Below are 18,008 nucleotides of genomic sequence, written 5' to 3'. Positions count from 1 at the left end.
CCGGCGCCCACACCTCCCGGGGGATCTGTGAGCCTGCTCTCGCGCCTGCGCGCCGACCGTCGTGCGTCGATCTCGACCACGGTGGTCCTCGCGCTGACCGGCGGCGTCGTCGCCGCCGCCGTGCTGTACCAGGGCGAGGCCACGGCCGACGTGGACCTGGACGACTCCGGGGTGTGGGTCACCAACGAGTCCTCCGGCCTGGTGGGCCGCTTCAACACCGAGGCCCGCTCGCTGGACGGCACGATGCTCGCCGGCAGTTCGTCGTTCGACGTGGACCAGCAGGCGAGCCAGGTGCTGGTGAGCGACGGCGGCTCGAGCACGGGCAACGTCGTGGACCCCGCCCGGCTGAAGTTCGCCTCCAGCACCGGCGTCCCGGCGGGTGCCCGGACCGCGATGGGCGGCGGCCGCGTCGCCGTCGTCGACGACGAGTCCGGATCCCTGTGGGTCACCAGCGTCGAGAAGTTCGGCGCCCTCGACACCACCAAGGCGAAGCCGACCGCGGACCTCGACGGCGCCGCGCGTGCCGTGGTGTCCGAGACGGGCATCGTCTACGCGGTGGTGCCCGCCCGCGACGTCCTGTGGACGCTGGAGCCGGGCAAGGACCCGCGCACCACGAAGCTGGACGGCCTGACCTCCGAGGGCGACGACGTCGTCCTCACGACCGTGGGCGACGACCTGGTCGTGCTGGACCGCACCCGCGAGAAGCTCCGTCTGCCCGGCGGCGACCTCGTGGACGTCCCCGACGCGCAGGGCGCGCAGCTCCAGCTGCCGGGGGTGCCGTCCGCCTCCGTCGCCTACGCCACCACCGACGCCCTGGTGCTGCAGCCGCTGGGCGGCGGCGCGGCCACCCAGCGCAAGGCGTCGGGCACGCCGGCCCAGCCCGTGCAGCTCGGCGGCTGCCTCTACGGCGCCTGGTCCGGCACAGGGCAGATCGCCCGGGACTGCGAGGGCACGGACCGCGACGTCGACCAGGTGCTCGAGGGCATCGACCAGGACACCCGCCTGGCCTACCGGGTGAACCGGAACAACGTCGTCCTCAACGACCTCAGCGCCGGCACGCTGTGGATGGCGATGGACGAGTACGAGAAGGTCGACGACTGGGACGTCCAGCTCCCCGAGGAGGGCGACGGCGACGACCCGAACGCCGACGACGACACCCCGGAGATGGTCGACCAGAGCATCGTCGACCGGGAGAAGCAGGACCCGCCGATCGCGAAGGACGACAAGTTCGGCGTCCGTCCCGGCCGGGCCACCGTGCTCGACGTCCTGAACAACGACCTCGACCCCGACGGCGACGTCATCACCGCGAGCCTCGCGGGCGACCAGCCCGAGGGGATGACGGTGCAGGAGGTGCTCGGTGGCGCGGCGCTGCAGGCGGTCGTCCCCGAGGGTGCCACCGGCACGGTGCACTTCCCGTACGTGGTGACGGACGGCCGCGGCGGGCACGCCGAGGCGGACGTCAGCCTGCGCGTGGTGCCGTGGAGCGAGAACGAGGCGCCGGAGCAGAGGGGCGAGCCCGTGCTCACCGTGCCGCAGGGCGGCAAGGGCGAGATCCGGGTGCTGTCGTACTTCCGCGACCCGGACGGCGACGACCTGCTGCTCGGCACCGCGTCGTCCGCGGTGAAGGGCGACGAGGTGCGCACCTCCCCGGACGGCACCGTCGAGTTCCGTGACGACGGCAAGACGACGGGCCGCAAGAAGGTCGCGCTGACCGTCAACGACGGCCAGGGCAAGAGCGCCGAGGGCACCCTGTGGGTCGACGTCGTCGGCGCGACGCAGAAGCCGCCCGTCGCGGTGGGCGACCACGTCGTCGTCACCGCGGGCCAGCCGGTCACGGTGGAGCCGCTGAAGAACGACTCCGACCCGAACGGGGACGACCTGCGGCTGTCCAACGTCAGCGAGGCCGCCCCGGCCAAGATCACCCCGAACTACGAGGCCGGCACCTTCACGTTCCTGGCGCAGGACCCGAAGTCGTACGACGTGCTCTACCAGGTCACCGACGGCAGCGGCCAGGCGCCGACCACGGGCGTGGTGCGCGTCGACGTGGTGGACCCGCAGGACGCGACGGGCGACCCGGTGGTCGTGGCGGACACCGCCCTGCTCCCGGCGGGCGGGTCCACGCTGGTGGACGTGCTGGCGAACGACAGCGACCCGGCGGGCGGCGTGCTCGTCGTGCAGTCGGTGGACGTGCCGGAGGACGCGGGCGTCGCCGTGGCGGTGCTGGGGCACCAGATGCTCCGCGTCACGGAGAGCCGCCGCATCGCGGAGCCGATCACCCTGACCTACACGGTGTCCAACGGGACGGGCACCGCGGAGGGCCAGGTCCGGGTGCTGCCGGTCCCGGCCCCCGCGCGCCTGCAGCCCCCGAGCGCCACGGCCGACGAGGTCACGGTGCACGTGAACGACTACGCGAACGTCGACGTGCTCGACAACGACACGCACCCCGACGGCCTCGAGCTCACCCTCGACGACGAGCTGGTGCAGACCGTGAAGCCCGAGCAGGGCGAGGCGTTCGTCTCCGAGGGCGTGCTGCGCTTCCGCGCCGGCACGAAGGCCACCACGGCGTACGTCATCTACACCGTGACGGACGAGAACGGGCAGGAGGACTCCGCCCAGGTCACGATCCACGTGCGCGACGGCAAGGAGAACCGCCCGCCGGTCCCGCCGGACGCCCAGGCGCGCGTCGTGTCCGGGGGCACCGTGCGCGTGCAGGTGCCGCTCGACGGCATCGACCCGGACGGCGACTCCGTCCAGCTCGTCAACCTCGTGCAGCCGCCGGTCAAGGGCATCGCCGAGGTCGTCGACGGGCGGTACATCGACTTCAAGGCCACCCGCGGCGTCACCGGCCAGGACGCGCTGACGTACGCCGTGGTGGACGCGCGGGGCGAGAAGGCCGAGGGCACCGTCCGCATCGGCATCGCGCCGCCGCCCACCACGAACCACCCGCCGCTCGCGGAGGACGACGTCGTCACCGCGCGGCCGGGCCGCAACGTCGTCGTGCCCGCGCTGCGCAACGACTCCGACCCCGACGGGGACCAGTTCGGCCTCGTGCCGGGGGCGCTGGAGGCCAAGGAGCCGCTCGCGCCGAAGGTCGAGGGCGACCGCGTCCTCGTGCGGACCCCGGACGACGAGGGCTCCTACGGCTTCTACTACGCGATCGAGGACACCTGGGGCGCCCGGGCGATGGGCGCGGTGACGCTCGAGGTCTCCGAGGACGCCCCGCTGCTCGCGCCGATCGCGCGCGACGACATCGTGATGCCGGGCGACGTCAAGCCCGACCAGTCGTCGGTCACCGTCAAGGTGCTCGACAACGACGAGGACCCGGACGGCGCGGCGAGCGAGCTGAAGGTCGAGGTCGGCGGTGACACCGCGACCGTCGGTGCCGACGGCGACGTCGCCGTGCGGCTCCTGCCCCAGCCCCAGATCCTCACCTACACGGTGACGGACCAGGACGGCCTCCAGGGCAAGGCGTTCATCCAGGTCCCGGCGTCGAAGAAGCCGAGCGCGGACGACCAGGACGAGCCCGAGGGCCCCGCGCCCATGCTCAAGCCGAACTTCTCGCCCCTCAAGGTGAAGTCGGGCGAGCCGCTCACGGTGAACCTCGGGGACGCCGTCGTCGTCGCCGAGGGCGGCAAGGTCGCGATCGCCGACTCCGGCAGCGCGAGCGCGGTGGCCGGCTCCGTCGTGGTCAAGGACAAGCAGCGGCTCGTCTACACCTCCGACGAGGACTACGTCGGCCCCGCCGCCGTGGGCGTGCTGGTCACCGACGGGCTGGGCGACGGCCCCGAGGACGACGCGCACACCGCGATGGTCCAGGTGCCGATCACGGTGCTCCCGCCGGAGAACCTGCCGCCCGAGCCGGGCTCCCCGACCGGTCAGGTCGCGGCCGGTGAGGAGAGCACGGTCGACCTCGCGCGCTTCGCCACCGACCCGGACCAGGACGAGCTGAGCTTCTCCCTCGGTGGCGCGCCCGCTGGCGTCTCTGCCTCGCTCACGGGATCCGTGGTGACGCTGCAGGCGGACGCGGACGTCGCCAAGGGCACCAGCCTGACGATCCCGTTCACCGTGAACGACGGCGAGAACGCGGCCGTCGAGGGCACGCTCACCGCCACGGTGGTCGCGTCCACGCGCCCGCTCCCGAAGGCGACCCCCGACACGGTCGAGGGCGCCCACCAGGGCAAGGCCGTCGCGGTCCCCGTGCTGGCCAACGACATCGACCCGTTCGACCCGAAGGGCCTGGAGGTCATCGGGAGCGGCGTGCAGACGGGTGCGGGCGAGGCCGTGGTGGACGGCGACCAGGTCGTCGTGACGCCGGACGGCGACTTCGTCGGCACGCTCGTCGCGACCTACCGCATCCAGGACGCGACGAAGGACGCCGACCGCATCGTCGAGGGCCGCATCACCGTCACCGTGCTGGGCGTGCCCGAGGCACCGGCGACGCCGGTCGTCGAGGAGGTGCGCTCGGAGACGGTCGTGCTGTCGTGGACGCCGCCCCTCAACAACGGCGCGGACATCACCGGGTACACGGTGACGTCGAACCACGGCGACACGTTCGACTGCGCCACGACCACCTGCACGTTGGAGGGGCTGACCAACAACGTGAAGTACACCTTCACGGTGGTGGCCACCAACGAGGTGGGCGACTCCCCGGCGTCCCCGGCCTCCGCCGAGGCCCGCCCGGACGAGAAGCCGGACCCGCCGGCGGCGCCGACCCTGGCGTTCGGCGACAAGAAGATCGACGTGACGTGGGTCAACGCGACCTACACCGACCGTTCGCCCATCAAGTGCGTCAACCTGCGGATCTCGCCCGCGCCCGCGAGCGGCATCGCGGACGTCGCCTGCGTGACGGGGCAGAGCTACACGTGGGAGGGGCTGACCAACGGCAACGCCTACACGGTCACGGTCCAGGCCGTGAACGAGGCACCCGACCCGTCCGACTGGGGCGCGCCCTCGGCGGAGGAGATCCCCGCCGGCGTGCCGCTGGACCAGACGGCGCCGTCCGCCAGGCGTGTCGACGACGTCCTCGGGGGCCGGATCGACGTGTCGTGGAGCGCCCCGAACGCCAACGGCGACGCCGCGATCACCTACCACGTGACGACCCTCAAGAACGGGTCGGCCGTGAAGACCGAGACCACCACCTCGACCAGCTACCCGGCGACGGGCCTCGACAACGAGTCGAAGTACACGTTCACGGTGGTGCCGGAGAACAAGGCCGGGAAGGGCGCGTCCAGCCCGGCGTCGAACGCCGTCGTGCCGTACGGCCGGCCGGAGGCCCCGACCGGGGTCAAGGTCGTGGACAACAACGGCGTGCCGGTCGTGAGCTGGAACGCGGCCGACGCGAACGGCTCGCCGGTGACCAGCTACACGGTGTACGCGAACGGGGCCCGCGCGACCTCGGTGTCGGGCACGAGCACGTCGGTCACCGGCCTGACCGAGGGGCAGACCTACTCCTTCCAGGTCACGGCGACCAACGCGGGCGGCACGTCCGGCCTCAGCGCGAAGAGCGGCTCGGTCAAGGTGTATGCCAAGCCGTCGGTGCCGACCGTGACGTGGACCCAGTCGGGGGCGACGGACGGGTACTTCACGGTCTCCGGCCCCAGCTCGTGGCACGGCGACACCGGCACGCTCAAGTGGACCCTCACCGGGTCCGACGGCACGAAGACGGGCACATCGACGGGCCGGATCGACGTGAGCGGCTCGCCGAGCTACACGTCGGGGAACAAGTCGTACGGCGTGACGGTCACGGCGACGAACGGCGCAGGCTCGACCTCCGCCTCTGCCAGCGGGAGCACGACCGCGCCGCCGCCGCCCAACCCGCAGATCTCTGTCAGCGCGGGCCCCGCCTACAGCACGCCGGGCTGCACCAACACGTCCGTGTGCCACCGGTTCCACGTCAACACCAACGGGGACTTCCCGGCGGGCACGTACAACCTGCAGTGCTGGTCCACCTACGACGGGCTCGTCTCGGACCGGACCTACACGGTGACCCTGGGCCCGAACGGTGGCGCCGACCTGTGGTGCACGCTCGGCCGCTCGTTCAACGCGCAGGTGTGGGTCACCGTGAACGGCAACACCAACTGGTCGGTCCGCACGAACTGGCCCTGGTGACCTCCTTCCCTACCGAGCACTGTTCCGACATCCGACGCACGACCCAGACGGACGACCAGGAGAGATGAACCGATGAGCACGATGACCCCCGAGCAGGCGACGTGGTTCGCGCAGACGTTCGACCGCATCGTCGGGAACGTCGCGCAGGCGGTGCTGGGCAAGGAGGACCAGATCCGGCTGGCGCTGACGTGCATGCTGGCCGAGGGCCACCTGCTGCTGGAGGACGCGCCGGGCACGGGCAAGACGATGCTCGCCCGCGCGATGGCGGCGAGCGTCCAGGGCACGAACCACCGCATCCAGTTCACGCCGGACCTGCTGCCGTCGGACGTCACGGGCGTGACGATCTACGACCAGAAGACGGGCACGTTCGAGTTCCACAAGGGCCCGATCTTCGCGAACATCGTCCTCGCGGACGAGATCAACCGTGCCTCGCCGAAGACGCAGTCGGCGCTGCTGGAGGTCATGGAGGAGGGGCAGGTCACCGTCGACGGCGTCACGCACGCCGCGGGCAGCCCGTTCATGGTGGTCGCGACGCAGAACCCCATCGAGCAGGCCGGGACCTACCGCCTGCCGGAGGCCCAGCTGGACCGCTTCCTCATGAAGACGTCGATCGGCTACCCGGACCTCACCTCCACGGTGGAGATCCTCGCCGGCTCGGCGGTGCGCGACCGCAGCGCGGGCCTGCAGCCCGTCATCACCGGCCAGGCCGTGGTGGAGATGGCGAACCTCGCCGCGGCCACGCACGTCGACCCGGCCGTGCTCGAGTACGTCTCGCGCCTGGCGGAGGAGTCGCGCGCGGCGGCCGACGTGCACGTCGGCGTGTCCGTGCGAGGCGCCCTCGCGCTGGTGCGCTGCATGAAGGTGTGGGCGGCGGCGCACGGGCGCAACTACGTGCTGCCCGACGACGTGAAGGACCTGCTGCAGCCCGTGTGGGCGCACCGCCTGGTCCTCGACTCCGAGGCGGAGTTCGGCGGCGCCACGGCGGCCGGCACGATCGACCGCCTGCTCAGCGACGTGCCCGCCCCGCAGGAGCGCCGCTCGGCCTGACGGCAGGCCTCGGCCTGACCGCCCGCCCGGTCCGACAGTGAGGAACCAGGGGAGAACCCCATGACGACGACCACCGAACGGGAGACGGACGCGCCTGCCGCGCAGGACGCCCTCTCGACCCCGGAGCAGGACGCCCCGGCCGCGCCGAAGGAGCGCCGCCGCGCCTCGCGCCGCGTCGCCGCGTCGGTGCGCGCCGCGAGCGCGACCGCCGCCGCAGGGATCCGCTCCGTCGCGGCCCGCGCCTGGGCGCGCACGACCCCCGTCCTGGGCGTCGTCTCGCCCTTCGGGTGGGCCGTCCTCGTGCTCACCGCGGCGGCGTGGTGGGCCGGCGTCGTGCTGAGCTGGGAGGAGTGGGCCGTCGTCGCGGTGACCGTGACGGTGGCGCTGATCGGCGCGGTCGTGTTCGTCCTCGGGCGCCTGCGCTACGACGTGACGCTCGACGTCGCGTCGCGCCGCGTGGTCGTGGGGGACCGGGCCGTCGGCCGCCTGCTGGTGCGCAACGGCTCGTCGCGCACCATGCTGCCGGCGGTCATGGAGCTGCAGGTGGGGCAGGGCATCGCCACGTTCCCGGTGCCGCGCCTGCGCGCGGACGCCGAGCACGAGGAGATCTTCGCCGTCCCGACGCACCGCCGCGCGGTGATCCCCCTGGGCCCGGTGCGCTCCGTGCGCGCCGACCCGCTCGGGCTGCTGCGCCGCGAGCTGACGTGGACGGAGCCCGAGGAGCTGTTCGTGCACCCGCGCACGCTGCCGCTGTCGGGCTCGTCGACGGGCCTGCTGCACGACCTGGAGGGCCGGATCACCCCCGACATCTCCGACTCGGACGTGTCGTTCCACGCGCTGCGGGACTACGTGCCGGGTGACGACCGCCGGCACATCCACTGGAAGTCCACGGCCCGCACGGGCCAGCTCATGGTGCGGCAGTTCGAGGAGACCCGTCGCTCGCGCCTCGCCGTCATCCTCTCCACGCGGGAGGAGGACTACGCCGACCCGGAGGAGTTCGAGCTCGCGGTGTCGGTGTGCGGGTCCCTGGGCCTGCAGGCCATCCGCGAGGACGGCGGCCTGACCGTGCTGGTCCAGCGGGGCCGGGTGCGGGGCGACCACCGCACGCGCCTGCTGGACGACCTGACCCGCCTCGAGCTCCAGCCCGCCCGCACCAGCCTCGCGGAGGTGGCGCGCGTCGCGTCCGCGACGGTGACCGACGCGTCGGTCGTCGCGGTGGTCGTGGGCAGCAAGGTGACCCCGACCGACCTGCGTGCCGCCGCCGTGCGCCTTCCCGTCGACGCCCGCCTCGTGGCGATGCAGTGCGTCCCGGGGGCCAAGGTGAGCCGGGGCCGGGTGGCCGACATGCAGGTGCTCACGCTCGGCGAGCTGTCCGACCTGCCGAACGCGCTGCGGAGGATGAATGACTGAGGGTTACGCCCCCGCCGAGGATCCGGACGACCGGACCTCGCACGCCGGTCCCACGGGGCACACGGGCACCACGGGGCACACGGGCGGCACGTCGCGCACCGGGGGCACCTCGCGCACGTCGGTGCGCGCCGGGACCACCCGCAACGCGGCCGGCCGGGACGACCGCCGGCGGGCCGTGACGGCCGCCGGCGCGGTGGACGGCGTCGTGCTGCTCGCGCTGCTCGGCGTGGTCGCGGTCGGCTTCGCCCCCGCCTGGGGCACCACCGGGTACCTGGTGCCGGCGGTGGGCGGGGCCGTGCTCGGCCTGCTCGTCGCGTGGCTCGGCGCGTGGCTGCGCTGGTCGGTGCTGCTCACGAGCGGCGCGACCGTGCTCGCGTACTTCCTGTTCGGCGGCGTGCTCGCGCTGCCCGGCACGGCGATCGCGGGCGTCGTGCCGTCGCTGGCGACGCTGCAGGAGCTCGCGGTCGGCGCGGTGCACGGCTGGAAGGCGTTCGTCACGACGGTGCCGCCGATCGCGTCGTTCCCCGACCTCGCGGTGGTGCCGTACCTGCTGCTGTACCTCGCCGCGGTGCTGGCGGGCACGATCGCGTGGCGCTCCCGCCGCGCGGCCTGGGCGCTGCTGCCCGTCGTGGTCGCCCTGGCCGGGGTCGGCCTGCTGGGCACGATCCTGCCGGCCTACCCGCTGGCGCAGGGCCTCGTGGTCGCCGTGATCGGTCTGCTGTGGGCGTCGTGGCGCGCGGCGGAGACCCGCATGGGCGCCAACCGCCTCCTGTCCGACGCGAGCCGCTCCGCCACCCGCCGCCTGCGCGGGCAGCGGGTGCGCGGCGGCGCGGTGCTGCTCGCGCTCGGCGGCGTGGCCGCCGTGGTCGTGGCGCCGCAGGTGGCCCAGGGCGAGCGCGTGGCGCTGCGCGAGATGATCACGCCGCCGCTCGACCTGCACCAGTACACGAGCCCGCTGGTCGGCTTCCGGCACTACACGAAGGACCTGGCGGACACCGAGCTGTTCAGCGTCACCGGCATGCCCGAGGGCGGCCGCGTGCGGCTCGCGACCCTCGACACCTACGCCGGCACGGTCTACGACGCGTCCAGCGGCCGCACCACCGGCGTGTTCAACCGTGCGGGCGAGGTCGTGGACACGGTCGCGGCGGGCACGCGCACGCCGGTCGACGTCTCCGTGCTCGGCTACACGGGCGTGTGGGTGCCCGACGTCGGCCAGCTCGGCGGCATCCGGTTCACGGGCGACCGCGCTGCCGAGCTCGCGGCCGGCACCTACTACAACGCGACGTCGGGCACGGCGCTGACCACCGCGGGCCTGCGCCCCGGCGACGGCTACGAGATCGACGCCGTCGTGGCGGCGCCGCCGGACGAGAAGACGCTCGCGTCCACCCCGATCGAGCAGGTCGCGCTCCCCAAGCCGCAGGACGTCGCGGACGCGGTCCCGGCGAAGTCGGCGCAGTTCGCGGCCGACGCGACGGACCCGTTCGAGCGGCTCACCAACATCCGCGACACCCTCAAGGCCACCGGCGTGTACTCGAGCGGTCTGGAGAACCAGCCGGCGTCGCGCCCGGGCCACTCGGCCGCGCGCATCGACGCGCTGCTCGCGCAGGACGAGATGGTGGGCGACGACGAGCAGTTCGCCGTCGCGTTCGCCCTGATGGCGCAGCAGGCCGGCGTGCCGGCCCGCGTCGTCATGGGCTTCTACCCGGAGAAGGACACCTTCAAGGCGGGCGAGCCGTACGTCGTCACGGGCGAGGACGTGCACGCCTGGGTCGAGGTGCCGTTCGAGGGGTACGGCTGGGTGCCGTTCGACGTCATCCCCGACGAGGACAACAAGGTCGAGCCGCTGCCGCGCTCCAAGCAGGTGCCGAAGCCGCCGGTCCTCGAGACCCCCGAGTCGCCGGAGGAGCCGCCGCAGGCCGAGGCCGGCGACGTCGAGGAGGACGACAAGGACGACGACCAGTCCGCGATCGACTGGCGCCAGGTCATGATGATCGCGGTCACGGTGGCCGTCCCGCTCGCGATCGTCGCGCTGCCGCTGCTGCTGATCCTCGGCTTCAAGCGCCGCCGGCGCCGGGGCCGCCGCACGGCCCCCGTGGTCGCGGACCGGGTCAGCGGCGGCTGGCGCGAGGTGGTCGACGTCGCGACCGACCTCGGCGCCGGCGTGCCCCGCGCGGCCACGCGCCGCGAGGGCGCGCGCCTGCTGGCGGAGAAGCTGCCGGAGTCGACGTCGGGCACGACGCTGCTCGCGCACCGCGCGGACGCCTCGGTCTTCGGGGCGGGCACGCCCACCGACGAGGAGGTGGCGCAGTACTGGGCCGACGTCGACCGGGCGGTCGACGAGATGCGGGCCGGGGTGCCGTGGGGCCGCCGCGTCGCGGCGCGGCTGTCGCTGCGCTCGGTGCGCGGCGCCGACGCGCCGCCGCTGTCCGCGGTGCTGCGCGGCTGGGTCGCCGCGGTGCCGAGGGCGTTCGCCCGGGCCGGGCGGGCCGTCGTCCGCCCCGTGCATGACAGGATGGCGCGCGCGCGTCGCCGCAAGGAGCGCGCCCGGCGGCAGGAGGATCGATGACGACGACGTGCACCGCGTGCGGTGCCAGCGAGCAGAGGGGTGCGTTCTGCTCCGTGTGCGGGACGCCCACGGTGGCGACCGCGTACCGCACCCCGGCGGCGTCGGGGCCCCCGACGGGCAGCCTGGAGGTCACGACGGAGCCCGAGCTGCGTGAGCGCACGCGCCGGGCGCCCGCGGGGATGGTGGCGGCCGCCGCCAGTGCGCCCGCGGCCGCCTCGGGCGGGCCCGCGGAGCCGCCCCTGGCGGGCGTGGGCCGTCGGGCCGCTGCGTACGTGCTCGACCTGCTGGCGCTGTCCGTGCTGTCGGGCGTCGTCGCGGCGGGGGTCGCGATCGCGGTCCGGCTGCCCGCGCGTTTTGCGGACGCTGCCGCGGCGACCACCTCGATGGGCCAGAAGGCCGCCGCGCAGGAGGTCCTGAGCGCGGCCATCGTCGTGTACGCCGTCGTCGGCGTCGTGAGCCTCCTCGGCTGGGTCGGCCTGGCCCTGTGGGACGGCCTCGCCGGCCGCACGGTCGGCAACAGCCTGCTCGGGATCCGCACGGTCTCCGCCGACCACGGCGGCCCGATCGGCGCGGGGCGCGGGCTGCTGCGCTGGCTCGTCCTGGCGCTGTGCGGCGTCCTGCCGCTGGTCGGCACGGTCCTGGTCCTCGTCTCGCCCACGTTCGACGCGTCGGGCCGGCGCCAGGGCTGGCAGGACAAGGCCGCCCGCAGCCTGGTCCGCGACGTGCGCAACGCGCCGCCGCGCAGCTTCGCTCCGGCCTCGCCCTCGAACCCGGGGAGCGCGGCGCCGGCCGGCGCGCCCGCTCCCGACCCGTGGGCCTTCCCCGCGGGCGAGGGGCGCGAGCAGGGTCCCGCCGGCGGCGTGATCACCGGCGTGCCGGGGTCGGGCTCCGCGCCGGCGGGCACGGCCGGCGCCGGCCTGTCCGGCATCGAGGCGCACACGGTGCACCGCTCCGCGGCGGGCACGCCCGCGACGCCGGCCACCGCCCAGACACCCGAGCCGGCACCCGCGCCGGCCGCCCCGGTCGCGCCCACGGCGGCGACGCCCGTCCCGGCGGCGCAGCCGGTCCAGCAGCCGGCCGCCCAGCCCGTCCAGCAGCAGCCCGCCGCCCAGCCCGACCTGGCGGCGGACGACCTCGAGGACCTCGAGGCGACGCGGTTCAGCGTGTCGTCGCGGCGCAGCGCGGGCGACGGCAGCGCCCCGCCGCGGATCGTCGTCGAGGTGGACCCGGACCGTCGCGTGCACGTCGCGACCCGCACGCTCCTGGGCCGCGCGCCGCAGCAGGACGGCGGCGGCCCAGCGACGCTGCTGCGCGTCGACGACCCGACGCGCTCGGTCTCCAAGACGCACCTCGAGCTCGTGCCGTCCGCCCAGGGGCTGCAGGTCACGGACCTCGGCAGCACCAACGGCAGCGCGGTGATCGACCCGTCCGGCGTGGTGCAGGAGCTCGCCGCCGGCCGTCCGGTCACGGTGGGCGCGGGCTGGGTCGTGCAGGCGGGCGCGCGGCGCCTGATCGTCGTCGGGCAGGACGCCGGCGCATGACCGTTCCCGTCAGCCTCGGGCTGCTCTGGGGCGCGGCGACGCACCAGGGTGCCCGCCGCAAGCTCAACGAGGACTCGTACCTCGCCGGCGGTTCGGTGTTCTTCGTCGCCGACGGCATGGGCGGCCACGACGCCGGGGAGGTGGCGAGCGCCGCGGCCGTCGAGGCGCTCACGCCGCTCGGGGACGCGGACGTCGTCGGGGTGGACGCCGTGCGGGGCCGCGTGCGCGCCGCGCACGACGCCGTCCGGGCGATCGAGACCGCGCCCGGCCGCGGCGCCGGCACGACGCTCGCCGGGGTGGTGCTCACCGAGCAGGGCGGCGAGCCGTACTGGCTGGTGGTCAACATGGGCGACTCCCGCACCTACCGCAGCGCGAACGGCGTGCTGGAGCAGGTGAGCGTGGACCACTCGGAGGTCCAGGAGCTCGTCGACGCCGGCCGGCTCACGCCGGAGCAGGCGCTGACGTACCCGCGCCGGCACGTCGTGACGCGGGCGCTCGGCGCGCCCGACGACCCCGAGCCGGACTTCTGGTTCCTGCCCGTGCACCCGGGGGACCGGATGCTCGTGTGCTCCGACGGGCTGACCGCGGAGCTGACCGACCGGCGGGTGGCCGAGGTGCTGCTCGTCGAGGCCGACCCGCAGGTCGCCGCCGAGCGGCTGGTCCGCGAGGCGCTCGTCGCGGGCGGCCGGGATAACATCACCGTCATCGTGGTGGACGCCACAGGGCTGACGGAGGCCCTGGAGAGCACGGCGCCGAGGGACGGGCGCGCCGGCCACGATGACGACGAGGACACGGTGCCCCGGCGGTCGCCGTGGAAGGGGGCCATGACGTGACCGTGCGCTACGTGATCGGCCCGGCGTACGCCGTGGTCCGAGGTGGTGCCGTGGTGGTGCTGCCGGAGAAGGTGACGCCGGAGCTGGTCGACGAGCTGTGGACCGCGCTCGCCGACGGCGGTGGGGTCGTCCCGGTGCTGGAGGTGCTCACCGGGTCGTTCGGCGCGAGCCTCGCGTCGCTGCCGCCGTTCGCGATCGCGGTCGTCGACGGGCGGCGGGTGCAGGTCGCCAGCCGCGGCGCGACGTCCGTGACGATCGACCGCGAGGGCGGGCGCGAGCACGTGTCCGGTGACGGGGTGACCACCTGGGCCGAGCGCACGTTCGACGACGTGGTGGACCTGTCCGTGCAGGTGGGCGTGGCCGAGCCGTCGCACCTGGTGGACGCCCGCGCCCTCCCGCTCGACGCGGGCGTCACCCTGGTGACGTCGGTCGGCGCGCGGCTGACGGGCGACGCCCTGCCGACGGCCCCGGTGCGGCACCCGGAGCGCGTGCGCGAGCCCTGGGAGGACGACGGGCCGAGCGAGGACGCGCCCGCCGACGCCGCGCCTGCCGACCGCGCCACGCCGTCGCCCCTCGTGCACGGCTCGGCGGTGCCGTCGCCGGCCGCCGCCCCGGTGCCGCCCCGGCCCGCCGCGTCGCCGGCCCCCGTCGCGCAGGACGCGGTGCCGGTCGCCGTGCCGGTCGCCGAGGCGACCATCGCGCCGGAGGCCACGATGGTGCCCAGCCTGACGGTCGTCCCGGACGCCGCGGACGACGCGGACGCCGACGGCGCGTCCCCCGACGACCGACCCACCGACGACGGACGCTCCGACGGCGCGACTTCGGACGACGCCGCGCCGGGGGCGGACGACACCCCCGGCGCCGCGGCCGACGACGGGCCGCCGCTGGAGGAGACCACCGGCTACGGGCACCTGTGGGGCTCGACGGTGCACTCGTCCGTCGAGGCCGCCGCTGTCCGCCCCCCGGGGGAGGACGAGGAGGAGGGGGAGCCCGACGCCGCGTCGGCGTCCGAGACGCCGTCCGCGATCGTCTCCGGCGTCCCCGTCTCCGCCGTCCCCGCGGCTCCGGCGCCCGAGGCGGCACCCGCCCCGGCGCCCGGCCCGTCGGGGCCCGTCCCCGCCGCGCCCGTGCCGGCGGCCCCGGTGCCCAGCTCGCCCGTGCCCAGCTCGCCCGTGCCCAGCGCGCCGGCGGTGCCGGCGGCCGACGACGGTCCCGGCTCCGGTGCCGACGAGATCGACGGCAGCACGGTGCTGTCCTCCGCCATCGCGGACCTGCGGGCCGCGGCGCCGGCGCCGGAGGCGCCGAGCACTCCCGAGGCACCCGTGGCCGGCGGGCCGGTGCCCCCGGGGCCGTCGTTCGCGGCCGCGCCGGTGCCGGGGCGCCCCACGATCCTGGCGCGGGCCTGCACGGCCGGGCACCCGAACCCGCCGCAGCGCGACGACTGCGCCACGTGCGGGCAGTCGCTCGTGGGGGAGGCCCGACAGGTGCCGCGGCCTCCGCTCGGCACGATGGGCGTGTCCGGCGGGCCGCGGGTCACGCTCGACCGACCGGTCGTCGTCGGGCGCAAGCCGCGCTCGCCGCGGTCCTCCGGGGACGACCTGCCGCGCCTGGTCACCGTCCCGAGCCCGCAGCAGGACATCTCCCGCTCCCACGTCGAGGTGCGCCTCGAGGGCTGGCACGTGCTGGTCAGCGACATGAGCACGACGAACGGCACCACGCTGCTGCGCTCCGGGCAGCCGCCGCTGCGGCTGCACCCGGGCGAGCCGGTCATGGTCGTCTCGCGCGACGTCGTCGACCTGGGTGACGGCGTGACGTTGACCTTCGAAGGGATCCTCTGAGTGAGCCGCAAGCGTCCACCGTCACCGCCGCCGGAGATCGAGGGGTTCGAGTACGTCTCCCTCATCGGGTCGGGCGGGTTCTCGGACGTCTTCCTCTACCAGCAGCGCCGACCGCGGCGCCGGGTGGCCGTGAAGGTCCTGCTGCACGAGTGGACCAACGAGGGGCAGCGTGAGGCCTTCGAGGCCGAGGCCGACCTGATGGCCACGCTGTCCACGCACCCGTCGATCGTCACGATGTACGAGGCCGACGTGGCCTCCGACGGGCGCCCGTTCCTCGCGATGGAGTTCTGCTCGCGGCCCAACCTGGGCGCGCGCTACCGCAGCGAGCGGCTCAGCGTGCCCGACGTGCTGCGCATCGCCGTGCAGGTCGCGGGTGCCGTGGAGACGTCGCACCGCGCCGGCATCCTGCACCGCGACATCAAGCCGGCGAACATCCTCGTCACCGAGTACGGGCACCCCGCGCTGACCGACTTCGGCATCTCGTCCACGCTGGACGACGCCGGCCGCGCGGAGGGCATGTCGATCCCGTGGTCGCCGCCGGAGTCGTTCGCGGAGCCGCCGCGCACGGGCGTGGGCACGGACGTGTGGGGCCTCGCCGCGACCACCTACTCGCTGCTGGCCTCGCGCACGCCGTTCGAGGTGCCGGGCGGGTCGAACTCCAGCGCGGACCTCGTGGCGCGCATCGAGTCGGCGCCGCTGCAGCCCACCGGCCGCAACGACGTGCCCCCGTCGCTCGAGCGCGTGCTGAGCACGGCGATGGCGAAGAACCCCGAGGCGCGGTACCCGACCGCCCTCGCGTTCGCCCGCGCCCTGCAGGCCGTGCAGACCGAGCTGTCCTTCGCCGTCACGCCGATCGACCTCCTGGACGACCGGGGCCAGGTCCGCGACGACGACGGCGGCGGTGACGCCCCGGCCGACGAGGACGAGGTCGGCACGCGGCTGCGCGAGGTCGTGTCGGTCGACCCGCGCGGCCCGGCCGCGGCGGCCGCCGCGCTCGCGACGACGGGCACCTCCGCCCCGCCGCGCCCCGCCTGGGCCGCCTCGGTCCCGGCCCCGACCTCGTCGACGGTCACCGGCACGGCGCCCACGCTGGCCGACGACCTCGGCGACACGGTGCACCGTTCGATGGCGCCCGCGGCGCCCGCGACCGTCGACGCGCCGGGCACCCCCGCCGAGGCGCCCGCCCCCCGCCGGAGCGGCGTCGTCGTCGGTCTGGTGGTGGGGCTGGCCGTCCTGGTGACCGCGCTGGTCGTGACGCTCGCCGTCGTGCTGTGGCCGGACGCCACGACCCCCGACGACGACGCCACGCCCGTCGTCACGGGGCAGGGTGACGACGTGGGCCCGCCCGACGACAACCTGGGCGGCCTGGTGCCGTCGGTCACCGACCTGAAGGGGAAGGTGAAGGGCGACAAGGTCGTCTTCACCTGGACCAACCCGGACCCGAAGGACGGCGACGCCTACGGGTGGCGCGAGGCCAAGGCCCTGGGCGAGGCTCACTACCAGGAGGTGACGGAGCCGACCGTCACCGTGCCGAAGGCGAAGTCCGGCGAGACCTGCGTCGAGGTCATCATCGTGCGCAACGGCGCGTTCTCGGTCCAGCCGCAGGGGGTGTGCGTGGGATGAGCGACCTGGCGGTGGAGTTCGCGGGGGAGTGGTTCCGGCCCGACCCGGAGGCGGTGTTCGAGATCGGCCGGGAGGGCGACCTCGAGCTGGACGACAACCCGTACCTGCACCGGCGGTTCCTGCAGCTCACCCACGCCTCGGGGTTGTGGTGGCTGGGCAACGTCGGCAACCGGCTGTCGGCCACCGTGAGCGACGCGGCGGGCGGCGTGCAGTCCTGGCTCTCGCCGGGCACGTCGCTGCCGATCGTCTTCCCGAACACGTCGATCGTCTTCACCGCCGGGCCCACCACCTACGAGCTGCTCGCGGCCCTCAACCCCGCGCCGTACGCGGAGATCCGCTCCGAGGAGCCCGAGGGCGGGGCGACGACGATCGGGATGATCCCGTTCACGGTCAGCCAGCGCCAGCTCGTGGTCTCCCTGTGCGAGCCGATGCTCAAGCGCGACGGCACCGGCCTGTCGGAGATCCCGTCGTCCGCGGAGGCCGCCGCGCGCCTCGGGTGGACCACGACGCGGTTCAACCGCAAGCTCGACAACGTGTGCGAGAAGCTCGACCGGGTGGGCGTGAAGGGACTGCGCGGCGGCTCGGGCGGGCTCGCGACCAACCGGCGCGCGCGCCTCGTCGAGTACGCGGTGGCGTCCCGGCTGGTGACGGCGGACGACCTGCCGCTGCTGGACCTGCCGGACGACGCCGATCCCCGCGACCCCGACCTGAAGGACCCCGCCCCCAAGCACACCGCCCCCAAGGACCCCGCCCCCAAGGAGACCGCGTGACCGGCGGCAAGCGGCCCGAGCCGTGGCAGATGGTCGTCGTGACGGCGATCGGGGGCGCTGCCATCGTGTTCGTCGTCGTGGTGGCCGTGGGCGTGCTGCGCGACGGCGTGGGCACCGGCGTGCCGCTCGACTTCTACCGGGCGCTGGGCCGCGAGGTCACCGACCCGGCCACCTGGCGCGCCGTCCTGTTCGGGGCGGCCGCCGGTGCGGTGGTCGCGGCGCTCGTCTACGCGGTCGCACGCCGTGGCCGGGGCGGCTGACCCCCGACCTGC

General features: G+C 74.9%; 10 protein-coding genes. All 10 read left to right on the top strand.

The genetic code is table 11. The features are described 5' to 3' along the window. Positions 1–27 precede the first annotated feature (27 nt). The 10 genes from ACWF41_RS10745 to ACWF41_RS10700 all read left to right on the top strand — a co-directional run bounded on the left by ACWF41_RS10745 (position 28) and on the right by ACWF41_RS10700 (position 17,996). A complete protein-coding gene (locus ACWF41_RS10745; RefSeq protein WP_380315377.1) occupies positions 28–6,108 on the top strand; it encodes an Ig-like domain-containing protein in 6,081 nt (2,026 codons plus the stop codon). Between the two features lie 72 nt (positions 6,109–6,180). After that, on the top strand, positions 6,181–7,155 hold the full coding sequence (locus ACWF41_RS10740) for an AAA family ATPase (protein ID WP_380315380.1): 975 nt from the start codon (positions 6,181–6,183) through the stop codon (positions 7,153–7,155). Positions 7,156–7,215: 60 nt separating this feature from the next. Next, positions 7,216–8,565, top strand: a complete 1,350-nt coding sequence (locus ACWF41_RS10735; protein ID WP_380315384.1) for a DUF58 domain-containing protein — start codon at positions 7,216–7,218, stop codon at positions 8,563–8,565. Continuing rightward, positions 8,558–11,131 (top strand): transglutaminase-like domain-containing protein, encoded by a 2,574-nt coding sequence (locus ACWF41_RS10730; RefSeq protein WP_380315387.1) that lies wholly within the window; start codon positions 8,558–8,560, stop codon positions 11,129–11,131. The genes ACWF41_RS10735 and ACWF41_RS10730 overlap by 8 nt, the downstream gene beginning before the upstream one ends. Then, on the top strand, positions 11,128–12,672 hold the full coding sequence (locus ACWF41_RS10725; RefSeq protein ID WP_380315390.1) for an RDD family protein: 1,545 nt from the start codon (positions 11,128–11,130) through the stop codon (positions 12,670–12,672). Before ACWF41_RS10730 ends, ACWF41_RS10725 begins: the two co-directional genes overlap by 4 nt. Next, positions 12,669–13,505: a PP2C family protein-serine/threonine phosphatase gene (locus ACWF41_RS10720; RefSeq protein WP_380315393.1), complete on the top strand. Its 837-nt coding sequence runs from the start codon at positions 12,669–12,671 to the stop codon at positions 13,503–13,505. Before ACWF41_RS10725 ends, ACWF41_RS10720 begins: the two co-directional genes overlap by 4 nt. Beyond that, positions 13,502–15,343, top strand: coding sequence for an FHA domain-containing protein (locus ACWF41_RS10715; protein ID WP_380315396.1), 1,842 nt, complete (start codon positions 13,502–13,504; stop codon positions 15,341–15,343). The genes ACWF41_RS10720 and ACWF41_RS10715 overlap by 4 nt, the downstream gene beginning before the upstream one ends. Then, entirely contained in the window at positions 15,344–16,966 is a 1,623-nt protein-coding gene (locus ACWF41_RS10710; protein ID WP_380315399.1) for a serine/threonine-protein kinase, read from the top strand. It abuts the gene before it with no gap. Then, complete coding sequence (locus ACWF41_RS10705; protein ID WP_380315402.1) at positions 16,963–17,736, top strand: hypothetical protein; 774 nt, start codon at positions 16,963–16,965, stop codon at positions 17,734–17,736. The genes ACWF41_RS10710 and ACWF41_RS10705 overlap by 4 nt, the downstream gene beginning before the upstream one ends. Then, on the top strand, positions 17,733–17,996 hold the full coding sequence (locus ACWF41_RS10700) for a hypothetical protein (protein WP_380315405.1): 264 nt from the start codon (positions 17,733–17,735) through the stop codon (positions 17,994–17,996). Before ACWF41_RS10705 ends, ACWF41_RS10700 begins: the two co-directional genes overlap by 4 nt. The last annotated feature ends 12 nt before the right edge of the window (positions 17,997–18,008 follow it).

It is taken from the genome of Isoptericola sp. NPDC055063, assembly GCF_053608125.1.
This window is presented reverse-complemented; position numbering and strand designations above follow the sequence as displayed.

Bases quoted from the DNA above. Each gene is read 5' to 3' on its own strand.
- ACWF41_RS10740 (WP_380315380.1), top strand. From the start codon at position 6,181: ATGAGCACGATGACCCCCGAGCAGGCGACGTGGTTCGCGCAGACGTTC.
- ACWF41_RS10735 (WP_380315384.1), top strand. From the start codon at position 7,216: ATGACGACGACCACCGAACGGGAGACGGACGCGCCTGCCGCGCAGGAC.
- ACWF41_RS10730 (WP_380315387.1), top strand. From the start codon at position 8,558: ATGACTGAGGGTTACGCCCCCGCCGAGGATCCGGACGACCGGACCTCG.
- ACWF41_RS10725 (WP_380315390.1), top strand. From the start codon at position 11,128: ATGACGACGACGTGCACCGCGTGCGGTGCCAGCGAGCAGAGGGGTGCG.
- ACWF41_RS10720 (WP_380315393.1), top strand. From the start codon at position 12,669: ATGACCGTTCCCGTCAGCCTCGGGCTGCTCTGGGGCGCGGCGACGCAC.
- ACWF41_RS10705 (WP_380315402.1), top strand. From the start codon at position 16,963: ATGAGCGACCTGGCGGTGGAGTTCGCGGGGGAGTGGTTCCGGCCCGAC.